Source organism: Lentibacillus kimchii, from assembly GCF_055381965.1.
In genome coordinates this window covers 702,914-716,675 of record NZ_AP043934.1, presented here as the reverse complement: position 1 = coordinate 716,675, position 13,762 = coordinate 702,914, and the positions used below count along the sequence as shown (strand labels likewise).

The window sequence follows — 13,762 nt, the reverse complement described above, 5'->3', positions numbered from 1 at the left end:
GTCACCCTACTTCTTAATGTCTCGTTGCCGTCTGGCTTCTTCCCGGTTATAGCGATGCGATTTTCTGGGCTGAAATGACAGAAAGCGTCTGTTTTGGAATTGCAATGGCAAACGGAACAACGCTTTATTCAGATCTTTTAAGTAAAACGGAAAAACCGGTGACAGGTACGGTCTGCCCAGGGACTTGAGTTTAACCAGATGAATGACGAGAAAACATGCCCCGTACATAATGCCGATCAGACCAAACAGCCCAGCCAGAATCATCATAGGAAAGCTCACAACACGAATGCTTGTTCCCATCATATAATTTGGTACCGTATAGGAAGACAAGGCACTCAAGGCAACGATAATAATTAAAATGCTACTCGTCAGTCCCGCCTCTTCAATCGCTTGTCCGATAATGACACCTCCCACAATGCCAATCGTCTCGCCGATCTTTGTCGGCAGGCGTGCTCCGGCTTCGCGCAGGAGCTCAATTAAAAATTCTAAAAACAAGGCCTCAATCAGCGGCGGAAATGGAACAACCGCCCGGGATTTGCCAATAGTAATGAGTTCATTGGTCGGAATGATTTCAAAGTGATACGTCACCGCTGCAATATACAGCGGTGTAATAAAAACCGCAAACAGCAGCGCCAAAAACCGTAACAGGCGCAAAAATGACCCAACATTCCAACGCATATACATATCTTCAGTCGATTCAAAAAAACTAAAGAATGTAGACGGCGCAATCATCCCGGATGGACTGTTTTCCGTTAACATGCCAACCCGTCCCTGCTTAATGTCATGCGTGAAGCGATTGGTCAATTCCGTCGCATAGTATTGCGGGAATACAGACGAGGATGAATCGTTAATATACTGCATCAAAATCGTCGTATCCCCCACATCGTCAACATCCAAATCCTGGAGTCTCTGGCGCATCGTATTAACGTCCGTTTGATTAGCAACGGATTTAACATAGACGAGACGCACTTCACGCGGGTAAGTATGCCCGATCATAAATTTTTCCATCACCAGATCGGTCGAACGAATACTCCATCGCACCACATTCATGTTCGTTATCAACGATTCAGTAAAGGAAATCTGGGGACCGAGAACCACCGATTCATTTTCAGCTTTGTTAAGCGCCCGGTGCTCTTTATTCAGCAACAGGTAAGAAAGAGCCTCTGTTTCACCTTCAACATAAATAAAAACTTCCCCGACCAGCAAACCTTTTAGAATTTCATCCAGCGTTTCCTTTGTCATTTGAGTAGCAATCGGAATGTCATTTTTCAGCGACGATGTGCTCCACTCGTCCTGACTGTTGAGCACAGGGTCAAGTAAGTCCTGCTTCACTTGGCTCTCTTTCGCCATATACTGGATGAAAAAGACAGCCACTCTTGTCCCTTGATCCTGCTCATAGATCGCAAATGTTAAATCCTGATTATTCTCGAATTTGCTTTGCATCATTTCTTTTAAGGCATCAAGTTTTTGGGGAAATAACTGATCTTTCTTGCTCTTCCCCTGATTCTTCCGTTTCATAGGGACCTCCAAATTACATGCTGCTGTTAGTATGTGACACGTGAGGAAAATTATAAGCGGTTTGGAAAACGTGTCACAGCATATAGTTATTGATTGAGGCCTGCCGATAACTTAGCCGCACACACTAAAAAAATGGCGCACCCTGCCGTAAAGAAGCAGGACGCGCCATGTGTGTTTCTGTATGATTTTTTTGCCGGATGCCGTTCGTGTGGCTGGCCTCGGGGACGATGTCTAAAAGAAGCTGTTCCGCTTTCGTTTGCGGTGAAAAAGAATACCCGCAGCACCAATCACAACAGCTGTCAGCGGGATAACCATCATAAGCGAATCATTCCTGTGTAAAAGACTTTTTCCCTCAGCATTATGATCGGCTTTTTCCGTTTTCGCCTCTGTCTGGTCTTCAGCTTTCGCCAGCGGTACAGAGGCTATCACGCCTTCGTCCGGCTGACTGATTTCCAGCTCGCCATCCTCTGTAACATCCTGCCGCACTTTCTTGTCCAGATCATGTGTATAGGTTAGCTTTTCGTCCGTCTGATAATCATCGCTTCCTGCCGTATAGGCTGTCCCCTTATCAATCGTCGACTCTTCAAAATGGTCAAAACCGTCATCCAGAAGTTTGGTGGTATCAGCATAAGCCTCGTCTTTGCGGGAGACATCCAGCGTGATGACAATCAGTTTTAAACCATCGCGCTCGGCAGCAGTTGCCAGCGTATGACCGGATTCATCAACAAAACCCGTTTTGCCGCCGACCACACCATCGTAGGGATCTTCGCGCATCAATTTATGATGTGTGTAAAGGGTTGTATCCCATGTCTCCCCATGCCAGTCGAGCTCTTTGGTTCCAAAGATCTCCCGAAACGTGTCATGACGCATAGCATATCGTGTGATAGCTGCCAGGTCCTTCGCAGTTGTCACATGATCTTTATTAAAGAGACCATTCGGATTTTCAAAATGTGTGTCATGAACACCGACTTGTTCCCGCAGATAGTCGTTTATAGTCGATGCAAACTGGCTGACACTGCCGTCAATATGCTCAGCAATTGCCACAGCGGCATCATTGCCGGAATTGATCAATAAACCCTGGAGCAGTTTCTTTAAGGAAATGTCCTCATCCTCCTCGAGGTAGACGCTGGATCCTTCTGTACCAGCCGCATTCTCACTCACTGTGACACGTTCATCAAGATTCGCATTCTCGATCGCATAGACAGCGGTTGCCATTTTTGTCAGACTGGCCGGATACATCGACTTTTCAGCCTGTTTTTGATAGAGAATATCACCGGTCTCGCTATCTATCATAACGGCTGCTTCACTCGACAAAGAAAGATCAGCATCGGCTGCCTCAGCCTTCACTGCCATCAGGCTGAACGGCGTCAGAGCAACAGCCAAAGCTAATAAGGCGATGAATCGTTTCATCATACGAACACCTGCTTACGTTCAATAGATTCGCCTATTTATGATACACGATTTTTGTCAGTTTTTCAGTTTTGTTAAACAATTGTTAAACATTCTTAATCAGGCAGTCATTCATTTAGCGGCGGATACTAGAAGCCAGGCTAGTTTGCCTGTTCATTAAAAAATGGCGTATCAAATTTAGCTGCTATTTGATACACCATTTATAAGCACTATTTTCCCATATTCTATTTTTTGTGCCGGATGCCGATCACACGGCCGGCTTCCTGCGGTTTTTCTGCTGGTGTATGTTCCTCAGCGAGTTCTTCCAGCTTCGTGAAAACCGTCTCCGGGAATGGTGCGGGGCGCCCGGTTGTCTGGTCCATTCCCATGAGCATCTGCTCACCAGTGGCTGCCCGTTTGTCATTGTCACCGAACAGCTCAAAAAACACATGCGCCCGCTTCGCATCATAATCCAGGATTTGCAGCCGAACGTCAAACGGCTCATCCTGCTTCATCTCGTCCAGATAACAAATGTGTGCTTCCAGCGTGTACACCGTGTACTGCTCTTGGTCGCGAAAATCTTCCGTCAAGCCGATCAAGGTCATAAACGCATCGACCCCCTGGCTGAACGCCCGGCTATATTCGGCATCATTCATATGGCCATTATAGTCGATCCAGGCAGCGGGCACCGTGTCCTGAAGCAGCTTTTTCGCCTCACGCATAGCATATCACCTCTATTTCTTCTGCAGCGGCTTAGATGCCGCCGGACAGATTAGCACTTGGCCAGTATTTTTGCAGCAGCTGCTGCAGTTCAATCAAAAATTGGTCACGCCGTTCTTCAAGTCTGTCCATTTCGACATTACCCGTCTGAGCTTCACTGCCTGTGACAACTTTTTCAGCGAGTTCATTGGTTAATTCCGGTGCCTCCAGGTATGTCCATGGCAGTTTCAAAGCCGGACCGAACTGTTCCAGCATATGGCGCATGCCTTCTTTGCCGCCGCCCATATGCAGTGTCATAAACGGCCCCATCAAGGCCCAGCGCAGGCCCGGCCCATAGACGATAGACGCATCGATTTCCTCCGTTGTCGCTGCCCCATCATTAACGATGTGCAGTGACTCACGCCAAATGGCTTCCATCAAACGGTCGGCAATATGACCTTGGATTTCCTGATGAACAACGAGCGGTTTCATGCCCATACCTTCATAAAACGCCTGTGCCTGTTCAACAAATGTATTATCTGTTTTCTCGCCGCCAACCAGTTCCACAAGCGGCATAAGATAGACCGGATTGAACGGATGGGCCACAATCACACGCTCCGGATGCTGCACACAGTCAGCCTGCAGTGTGCTCGGAAGAATCCCGGATGTGCTTGAGGCGATGACCGCTTCCTTTGGTGCATAGTGATCAATGGATGCAATGACGCTCCGTTTAATTTCTTCGCGTTCTGGCACGTTTTCCTGAACAAAATCGGCTTCAGCCAATGCTTTTTCCAAATTCGGTTCAAATACCAGGTTGTCCTGTGAGGCATTGTCAGCCAGACCCATCTGTTCGATCGAGCTCCAGGCACGTTTTACGGAATCCCGTGTCAGAGCTTCGGCTTCCGGAGCTGGGTCTGAGGCTACAACGTGGTAGCCATTAGCCAAAAACCGGGTGATCCAGCCATTGCCGATAACACCTGTCCCGACAACGGTAATTTGTTTGATTGATGATGATTCTGTCATGTTAGGCTTCCTTTCCATATGGATTAAGCAGATTTAGTTCCTGACGTGCTTCGGCTGGTGTCATGATATCTGAGCCAAGACTCTGGATGATCCCGGCTGCTTTATCGACGAGCTGTTCATTCGTTGCCAGCTGGCCTTTTTTCAGATACAGGTTATCTTCCAGTCCGACGCGTACGTTACCGCCCTGCATGACGGATTCGGCAACCATCGGCATTTGCATTTTACCAATGCCAAACGATGCCCAGCGGCTGTTCTCCGGTACACGGCTCTTCATATATGATAACGTCTCGGCATCAGCGGCAGCTCCCCATGGGATCCCTAAGCAGAATTGAAACAGTGGATCGCCGTCCAGCAGGCCTTCCTGATACAGCTGGTTGGCAAACCGCACGTGGCCTGTGTCAAAACATTCAAGCTCAGGCTTCACGCCGCTGTCCTGCACCATTTTGGCATGCCGGCGCAGCCAGTCAGTCGGACCAAGATACAGCATATTGCCGAAATTCGTGCTGCCGCAGTCGATCGTGCACATCTCCGGCAGAAGTTCTTTAACCGGTTCGTGCCGCTCTTCCGGTGTCTGGATATCCGTCCCTTCGCCGCCCCGGGTCGGATCGGCGTCACTCGGAACCCAGTCACCACCGCCGCCGGATGTAAGATTAATAATAATATCCGTATCCGCTTCACGAATGCGTTCCACTGTTTCCCGGAACAAATTGACATCGTGGCTGAGCTTACCTGTCTCCGGATCACGCACATGGATGTGGGCGATCGTCGCACCGGCTTTGGCTGCTTTAATCGCCGAATCGGCTATCTCTTTTGGAGTTACCGGCACATCCGGATTTTTAGCTGTCGTCTCACCCGCACCTGTCAGGGCACATGACATCATAACCTTATTACTCATTAAAATCGCCTCCTGGTTGTTGTTTAGGTACATGCTTGAAGATTTCGCCGCTTTCAAAGAAGTCAGTTACGCGGCGTATCCAGTCATAGTATTCTGTCCACTCTTTAATTTCAGCCAGCAAATCATTAATCGCCTGTTCGTCTTCATTCGTCAGCTCCGGCTGTGCTTGAAGGTCATCCAGTTTGCGCCGCAAACGCTGTTCAAAGTGACGACTGCGGCTTATGGCCTTTTGCCAGGTGGCCGTAAAAATGGAAATGAACGTCTGATAGTAATCATCTTCCACCTGGTAAAGATCTTTCCGAACACCTTTTAGAAACACACGCTCCGCAATGTTCATATCAATCATTTCCCGGACAACCTGGCTCATCCGGGTTTTGCTCATCCCGGTTTCCGCCGATAACTCATCAAGCGTCATCGGGTCGCCGTTCATATAAATAATCCCCAGAACACGGCCAACACTCGTTGGCGCACCAAATGCGTTCATATTGTCTGTGATCTTCTCAACAAATTGCGTCCGGATATCATCAATTTTCTCCTGATTAACACTCATACCATTCTCTCCTTTTTCCATCTTTTAACAATACCGTACCACAAGATCTTGAACCCATGTAAATGTTATACAAGAAAGAGTTAACACGATCTATAAAGGAGAGTCTGTTTCGTCTGCAATCGGAAGCAGAATACGTGATCCTGTCTGCCCGCCCTCGTGAATATATTCAATATCAGAATAACCATCCTGATGTGTTTTCGTTGTTGTTCCATTGTTCAGATTGACATCATAATGCGGTGCATTGGACGCAGCCAGATCGATCCGCAGTCGATGACCAGCCTCTAGACGGTACAGCGTTGTCCCGACATCCAGTTCCAGACGTACGATTTGATCCGGCTCCACCTTTTCCCGGTGAAATGTTTCGGTGATATTCCAGGCACGGCCTTCTTCGTCCACGTCGGAAAGCCTGATGACTATATCGAACAGGGCTGAAGGCGAGGTACCCCAAACAAGCGCCTTGACCGTTCCCATCAGTAGCAGGGATTCCTCGGCAGGATCACTCGTATACACAAGCACATCTGAACGATTCTGGACGCCGGAAATGTCAAACATTCCGGAATCACTTCCGGCGATCAGGGCATTGCCGCCAAAAGTAGGAACAGGATGAGCAGGGTCCAGAACCATCGCCGTTTTGGTTTCCGTCTCCGTCAGCTGGCCGGCCAGTTTTCCGCTATCACCGGTCGCCGCATTTCCGTCGCTCTGCAGGAAGAATGCTTGCTTGGACGCATCTGGCTCCTGTGAGAAAGCCTTCCACTCTGCGTCGCCCATCGCATACAAATGCACAGGTTCCTGAACAGGCATTGGTTTGCCTTTAAGCCAATAGTCAAACCAGATGATGTGCAGTTGGGTCGGATCTTGAATCCTGTCAACACCGATATGCTTCTCTGCATTCTGAAACAGAACCTCACCGGCGCGTCCGGTCATTTCCTCATGCGTCCAAGGCCCAATCCACAGCATACTCGGGCCATGATAGGCACGATAAGCCTCAAGCGTCGGTTTGAGCAGCGCATCGAACCAGCCGCCCATAAACAAGGCTGGAATATCGATTGAATGCAATTTATCCTGAATGTTGGCACGTTCCATTACTTTAGCCGGAAAATTCCCTTTCATCACATCAAAGAAGAACGAATCAGGATCAAGATCTTGCATAGGCCCCCACGCTTCTGCCGGTGCCTGATGGAGGAACGTCGCCAGATTCTCATGATAATACCGCAACTTTTGCTCATCCAGTATGCCTTTGCGCCGCAGCTGATCTTCCACAATCGACCCCAGCACCCAGGTTTCGAATTTCCCTGTTGCATGGGCAGCATTATCTTCTGCGTAAAGGTCAGCCCACGGATCAGCCATCGTCATCACAGGCGCTATCGCTTTAAGAGAAGGCGGTTTTTCCGCGGCGGCAGCGAGCTGCGTATAGCCATGATAGGACATGCCGAACAGGCCAACGTTTCCATCTGCATAAGGAAGGCGTGCTGCCCATTCGACAGCTTCACAGCCATCCTTTCCTTCGTCGGTGAACGGTGAAAACGTGCCATCTGAAGCAAATCGCCCGCGCACATCCTGGAGAATCACTGCATAGCCTGCTTCCACCATTCGCGGGACCTCCAGGTATTCATCATAATAACGCGGTGTTTCCTTATCATAAGGAAGGCGCAGCATCAGTACCGGATACACACCATCATCATCGGGACGATACACATCTGAGCGCAGCACAATTCCGTCCGAAAGCTTGCAGGGAACATTTTTCTCAATGATCATATCACGCTTTTGCATGCATCATACCTCCAAGTCATAGTTGAACCTAAAAGCAGAATCGCGACGCGTTTTAAGATTTAGCTGGCTGTAACAAGCGTTCTGTCCAGCCCAGAATCAAGTCTGCGATAATGGCCATCAGTGCTGTCGGAATGGCACCTGCCAGAATAATAGCTGTTCCGTCAGTCGCATTTGTACCTGTAATGACAATAGCGCCAAGGCCACCAGCTCCTATAAAAGCACCAATTGCCACAATGCCAATACCAATAACCAGCGCTGTCCGAACACCAGCCATAATGACACTGACGGCCAGTGGCAATTCAACCATGCGCAATAGTTGAAATTTGGTCATGCCAGAAGCGAACCCTGCTTCAACAACTGTTTTATCAACATTTTTCATTCCCACATAGGTGTTTTGTGTGATAGGCAGAATCGAATACAAGATTAACGTGACGATGGCTGTATTAGTCCCTAATCCCATAACCAGCATAATAATAGCCATAGCGCCAAGCGCAGGTATCGTTTGGATAATACTTCCGGCAGTCAGCACCCAGTTGCTTAGCCTGCCATATTTAGCAATGAGAATTCCCAGAGGGATCGATATAATGGATGCAAACAGCACGCCATATGCCGACATCAGAAAATGTCTATAAAATTGTGTCCAAATATAATCGCCATTGGCACTGACATAATTGATCAATTCCTGCAACGTATCCATGTATCAGTTCCCTCCTTCAAAGTAATCATTTTTTTCCAGAAATCGCTTCGCAGTTTTATGTGGGCTCATATGCTGAACATCCATTTTGTAGTTCAATTCCTGCATTTCTTCTGTTGAAATCTGATTATGAAGCCGCTTCGTTATCTCACCGATTTCAGGATGCTCTTCCAGAGTCTCATTATTGATAACCGATGATGCATCATAAGGCGGGAAGAAATGCTTATCATCCTTAAGCACTTTCAAATTATATTTTTGTATCCGGCCATCAGTGGAATAAGCCAGTACAGCATCCATATCTCCACTGGCTGCCGCCTGATAAACCAGACCGAGATTCATCGGATAAATATCACCGAAGTCAAAATACGTCTCTTTGAAAGCATCATAACCGTCGCCTTCCCGGTTAACCCAGGCATTATTGACACCAAAATCCAAATCATCAGCGTAGGGCTTCAAATCCGAGATGGTTTCAATGTCATTTTTATCCGCAAATTCTTGTGTGACAGCGATCGAATAGCTATTCTCAAATCCATATATTTCAGCCCACGTTTGATTGAACCGATCTTGAAACTCGCGCTTCACTGTTTTCAATGCTTTGTCGGGATCTTTAATAGGATTCATATCAAGAGCGCCTGATATATCAGTACCGGTATATCGTGTGCTCGAAATATCAATATCACTGCGCACCATGCCCTGATGCTGAACAATGGATGAACCCAGTTTCGTAACGAGATCCGTATCAGCATCGGTTTCCCGTTCAATCATAATGGACAGCATTTCTGCCATAAGCTCGGATTCCGATTGTGTCAGTGAGCCAATTTTAATAGTTTCCTTTGATGTCCCGGACAGTCCTGGCAAGGAGCAGCCGGCAAGCATAACCATCACAAGGGATATGATAATTGCCTTTTTTATGACTGTTTTCACGCGTCTTCACCTCCCATTATGCTGCTTCTTTCATCCCATTAGGCGTCAGCCTGCTTTCCAAAAGTGCAAGTGAACGATCCGCAATGACAGCAAGAATGGTTGCCGGAATCGTTCCAGCCAGAATCAGTGACGGCTGATACAGATTCAGGCCATCAAAAATAAAGTCACCAAGACCGCCACCGCCAATGAATGCCGCCAGTGCTGCCCAGCCAATTAAGTAAACGGTTGACAGTCGGATACCAGCCATAATCACAGGCATCGCAAGCGGCAATTCCATTTTCGTAATCGATTGGCCATTGCTCATGCCCATGCCTTTACCTGCTTCGATAACGCCCGGATCAACATCGCGAACACCAATATACGTATTGCGCAAAATCGGCAGAAGCGAATAAACAAATAACGCGATAATAGCCGGCACTTTGCCAATGCCTACAATGGGTATGAAAAAAGCCAGAATCGCCAGACTTGGTATCGTCTGCAGAATACCAACAAATGAAATGAACTTATCCGCAAATCTGGGAACCCTTGAAAGAGCAATACCCACGGGAATGGCGACAATCACACCAAGCAGCATGGCGAACAGGGAAATGTAAAAATGTTCCCACGTTTTGTACAGCAGTTCCGTTCCATGTTCTGAGAAAAATGCCATCATAGTCGTCACCTCCTATTCTGATGTTGCTGCAGTATCTTCCAGTTCCGAACCATCGCCCCAGATCGAGTCATACACAATAGTGGCAAGTGTCGCCCGGGTCACGATGCCGGTTAGCTGATCATCCTGATTAATGACCGGCACATAGGACACACCACGATGCAGGATCTTATGAACCGTGTCACGCAACAGACTGTCCTCAGAGACATAGAAGACATCTGGTTCCATCACTTCTTCGATGAAATGGGCTTCTTTGTAATAATAATTAACCGCCTCAACATCTAAAAAGCCCTGCAGCTTATTAGTGGCATCAACGACGATGAGTGAATCAACGCGTTTATTGCGCATGATCGAAATCGCGTCTTTCAGCGTCGTGCATGTTTGAGCTGTTACCGGATAGCCACCCATTATCTGACCCACAGTAGTCACTTCCGGACGTGCCTGGATCAGTCGGTCTTTACCAAGAAACTCTTCCACAAATTCACTGGCAGGATTGCGAAGAATTTCATTTGGTGTATCCGCCTGCACGACTTCACCATCTTTCATAATCACGATGCGATCACCCAGTTTCAGTGCCTCATCCATGTCGTGCGTGACAAAAACGATCGTCTTATTTAGTTCTTTTTGCAGCTTCTTAAATTCTTCTTGCAATGAATCCCTTGTAAGCGGGTCCAGCGCACCAAATGGCTCGTCCATCAAAATCAAAGGCGGATCTGCCGCCAGAGCTCGCAATACACCAATACGCTGCTGCTGACCACCACTCAATTCGTGCGGGTATTTATCCAAATATTCTTCAGGCATGCCGACAAGCTTCAGCAATTCACGAGCACGCTCATCCTTCTGTTCTTTGGACCATTTCAGAAGCGTCCCGACAAGCACAATATTATCTTTAATCGTCATATGCGGCATCAGACCAATTTGCTGAATCACATAGCCAATCGAACGCCGCAGCTCCACCGCATCCTGTTTCTTAATATCTTCACCGTAAACTGAAATCGTGCCCTCTGAAATATCTATCAGCCGGTTAACCATTTTCATGGTTGTTGTTTTACCACAGCCGCTCGGTCCGATAAAGCACACAAATTCACCTTTATCAATATTTAAATTCAAATCGTTGACAGCTGGCTCGCTGCCACTGTAACGCTTAGTTACATGCTCAAACTCTAGCATTCTATTGCACCTCCGTTATGACTTACGACGAAATTACTTGTTTAGTATAAAAAATCCACAGCAATAAGGAAACAAGCAAATAAGGTTATGCAGTATTAAAAACTTATACAATTTTTATTGTATAAGATTTATTATGTTTATATCGCAAAATTTCGCCTGATTCCTGCCGATTTCGCATGTAACTGAATATTCAAATAAAACAATGCCGCCATGACAGTGTTCACTGGCGAACTAACAATACAGCATGATGCGAAAAAATTATCATGCTGCTTGAAATGTAGGAAATGTTTGAGCGATAAGAGGGATGTGCTGTTGGAAGGGGGCGATCGGGTGTTGTGCTCGATCGAATTTCTATGCTCCTCGATCGATCCAGAGCGTTGCTCGATCGATTTGCTGTGCTGCTCGATCGATCCAGAGCGTTGCTCGCGCGCCTTTGTGCTGTGCTCGCGCGCCCTTGTGCTGTGCTCGCGCCCCTTTGTGCTGTGCTCGCGCGCTGTCGTGCTGTGCTCGCGCGCCCCCGTGCTGTGCTCGTGCGCCCCCGTGCTGTGCTCGCGCGCCCCCGTGCTGTGCTCGCGCCCTCGTGCTGTGCTCGCGCGCCTTCGTGCTGTGCTCGCGCGCCTTCGTGCTGTGCTCGCGCGCCTTCGTGCTGTGCTCGCGCGCCTTCGTGCTGTGCTCGCGCGCCCCCGTGCTGTGCTCGCGCGCTCTCGTGCTGTGCTCGCGCGCCCCCGTGCTGTGCTCGCGCGCCTTTGTGCTGTGCTCGCGCGCCCCCGTGCTGTGCTCGCGCGCCCCCGTGCTGTGCTCGCGCGCCCTCGTGCTGTGCTCGCGCGCCTTCGTGCTGTGCTCGCGCGCCCTCGTGCTGTGCTCGCGCGCCTTCGTGCTGTGCTCGCGCGCCCCCGTGCTGTGCTCGCGCGCCCCCGTGCTGTGCTCGCGCGCTTTCGTGCTGTGCTCGCGCGCCCCCGTGCTGTGCTCGTGCGCCCCCGTGCTGTGCTCGCGCGCCCTCGTGCTGTGCTCGCGCGCCTTCGTGCTGTGCTCGCGCGCCCTCGTGCTGTGCTCGCGCGCCTTCGTGCTGTGCTCGCGCGCCTTCGTGCTGTGCTCGCGCGCCCCCGTGCTGTGCTCGCGCGCCTTCGTGCTGTGCTCGCGCGCCTTCGTACTGTGCTCGCGCGCCTACTCCTGCACACCTTACTAAATCCTTCCCTTCCATCCAACTTAAATATTGGGAACAGCTGCATAAACCTGTTAATATAGAGTAAACTACTAGGAATTAAGCTGCGGCTCATTTCCCGCTTGATAAGGAGTGTATCCGAATATGGACGTTGTACAAAATATGGCGGAGCTAATCGGCAAGACGCCGATTGTCAAATTGAATCGTCTGGTACCTGAGGGATCTGCGGATGTCTACATTAAACTTGAATCCATGAATCCTAGCATGAGTGTCAAAGATCGTGCTGCTTACAGCATGATTAAAACGGCAGATGATCAGGGTCTTTTGGAGCCCGGCGCGACGATTATTGAGCCGACCAGCGGCAATACGGGCATCGGCCTTGCTATGAATGCCGCTGCTAAAGGCTATAAGGCGATTATGGTTATGCCGGATAACAGCACATTAGAGCGGCGGAATCTTTTAAAGGCTTATGGTGCTGAGGTTGTGCTCACCCCGAGTGCGGAGAAAATGCCTGGTGCGATTAACAAGGCGCTCGAACTGCAGAAGGACATACCAGGCAGCTTTATCCCCCAGCAATTCGAAAATGAAGCCAATCCGGACATTCACCGCTCAACGACAGCTCTGGAAATTGTTGAGCAGATGGATGGCGATCTCGATGCTTTCGTCTGCACAGCCGGTACGGGAGGCACCGTCACTGGAACAGGCGAGGTTTTAAAGGAAAAAATACCTGGTTTAACGATTACCGTTGCTGAACCTAAGGGATCCCCCGTCTTATCGGGCGGTGAGCCTGGTCCGCATAAGTTAGTTGGCACGAGTCCCGGATTCGTTCCGCAAATTTTGAACACCAGCGTTTACGACGAAATTATGCAAATTGAGGATGAGGATGCCATCGATATGTTCCGCCGGCTTCCACAGCGTGAAGGCATCTTTATCGGGCCTTCCGGTGCTGCGGCCGTCTATGCTGCTCTCGACACAGCAAAACGTTTAGGCCCCGGCAAGCGTGTTTTATGCATCGCACCCGACACCGGTGAACGCTATCTAAGCATGGATTTAATCTAAGACATAACATGCCCTGTCCAAAGCAACACACGGCTTCTTCCCCTATGTCGAACGTTTCGCATCGGCCTAATAATGAAAAGTGCGCTCCTTCGCATGGGAACGCACTTTTTTATTAATGACCGCATTTGATAATAAATAATAGTTTGGGAACACTTTTGCTAATTTATATCTTCTTCACCAGATGAATTAACGGAGATTATCACATGGATCACCTGTGATTTATATATGGCGCGATTATTGACACTTACGTAACACATAAC

At 48.9% G+C, this 13,762-nt stretch carries 13 protein-coding genes; 2 read left to right on the top strand and 11 right to left on the bottom strand.

Translation table 11 applies throughout. The features are described 5' to 3' along the window. Positions 1 to 6: 6 nt before the first annotated feature. The 11 genes from ACZ444_RS04010 to ACZ444_RS03960 all read right to left on the bottom strand — a co-directional run bounded on the left by ACZ444_RS04010 (position 7) and on the right by ACZ444_RS03960 (position 11,281). Positions 7 to 1,518 carry a spore germination protein gene (locus ACZ444_RS04010; RefSeq protein WP_382357381.1) on the bottom strand — a complete coding sequence of 504 codons (1,512 nt, stop codon included), beginning with the start codon at positions 1,516 to 1,518 and terminating at the stop codon, positions 7 to 9. A gap of 231 nt (positions 1,519 to 1,749) precedes the next feature. Next, complete coding sequence (locus ACZ444_RS04005; RefSeq protein WP_382357380.1) at positions 1,750 to 2,928, bottom strand: D-alanyl-D-alanine carboxypeptidase family protein; 1,179 nt, start codon at positions 2,926 to 2,928, stop codon at positions 1,750 to 1,752. A gap of 224 nt (positions 2,929 to 3,152) precedes the next feature. After that, positions 3,153 to 3,629 (bottom strand): thioesterase family protein, encoded by a 477-nt coding sequence (locus tag ACZ444_RS04000; protein WP_382357379.1) that lies wholly within the window; start codon positions 3,627 to 3,629, stop codon positions 3,153 to 3,155. A 31-nt stretch (positions 3,630 to 3,660) separates the two neighbouring features. Next, on the bottom strand, positions 3,661 to 4,629 hold the full coding sequence (locus ACZ444_RS03995; RefSeq protein ID WP_382357378.1) for a 3-hydroxyacyl-CoA dehydrogenase NAD-binding domain-containing protein: 969 nt from the start codon (positions 4,627 to 4,629) through the stop codon (positions 3,661 to 3,663). A gap of 1 nt (position 4,630) precedes the next feature. Further along, a complete protein-coding gene (locus tag ACZ444_RS03990; RefSeq protein ID WP_382357377.1) occupies positions 4,631 to 5,524 on the bottom strand; it encodes a beta-keto acid cleavage family enzyme in 894 nt (297 codons plus the stop codon). Further along, a complete protein-coding gene (locus ACZ444_RS03985) occupies positions 5,517 to 6,074 on the bottom strand; it encodes a GbsR/MarR family transcriptional regulator (protein ID WP_382357376.1) in 558 nt (185 codons plus the stop codon). Before ACZ444_RS03985 ends, ACZ444_RS03990 begins: the two co-directional genes overlap by 8 nt. Before the next feature lie 90 nt (positions 6,075 to 6,164). Continuing rightward, on the bottom strand, positions 6,165 to 7,844 hold the full coding sequence (locus tag ACZ444_RS03980) for a CocE/NonD family hydrolase (RefSeq protein ID WP_382357375.1): 1,680 nt from the start codon (positions 7,842 to 7,844) through the stop codon (positions 6,165 to 6,167). A 52-nt stretch (positions 7,845 to 7,896) separates the two neighbouring features. Further along, positions 7,897 to 8,541, bottom strand: coding sequence for an ABC transporter permease (locus ACZ444_RS03975; RefSeq protein ID WP_382357374.1), 645 nt, complete (start codon positions 8,539 to 8,541; stop codon positions 7,897 to 7,899). A gap of 3 nt (positions 8,542 to 8,544) precedes the next feature. Further along, a complete protein-coding gene (locus tag ACZ444_RS03970; protein WP_382357493.1) occupies positions 8,545 to 9,420 on the bottom strand; it encodes an osmoprotectant ABC transporter substrate-binding protein in 876 nt (291 codons plus the stop codon). A gap of 58 nt (positions 9,421 to 9,478) precedes the next feature. Next, positions 9,479 to 10,123 carry an ABC transporter permease gene (locus tag ACZ444_RS03965; protein WP_382357373.1) on the bottom strand — a complete coding sequence of 215 codons (645 nt, stop codon included), beginning with the start codon at positions 10,121 to 10,123 and terminating at the stop codon, positions 9,479 to 9,481. A gap of 3 nt (positions 10,124 to 10,126) precedes the next feature. Further along, positions 10,127 to 11,281 carry a betaine/proline/choline family ABC transporter ATP-binding protein gene (locus ACZ444_RS03960; protein WP_382357372.1) on the bottom strand — a complete coding sequence of 385 codons (1,155 nt, stop codon included), beginning with the start codon at positions 11,279 to 11,281 and terminating at the stop codon, positions 10,127 to 10,129. A 580-nt stretch (positions 11,282 to 11,861) separates the two neighbouring features. On the opposite strand from ACZ444_RS03960, the gene ACZ444_RS03955 reads away from it, so the two are divergent. Both ACZ444_RS03955 and cysK read left to right on the top strand, forming a co-directional pair. After that, on the top strand, positions 11,862 to 12,467 hold the full coding sequence (locus tag ACZ444_RS03955) for a hypothetical protein (protein ID WP_464433584.1): 606 nt from the start codon (positions 11,862 to 11,864) through the stop codon (positions 12,465 to 12,467). Positions 12,468 to 12,587: 120 nt separating this feature from the next. Further along, entirely contained in the window at positions 12,588 to 13,502 is a 915-nt protein-coding gene (cysK, locus tag ACZ444_RS03950) for a cysteine synthase A (protein WP_382358674.1), read from the top strand. The last annotated feature ends 260 nt before the right edge of the window (positions 13,503 to 13,762 follow it).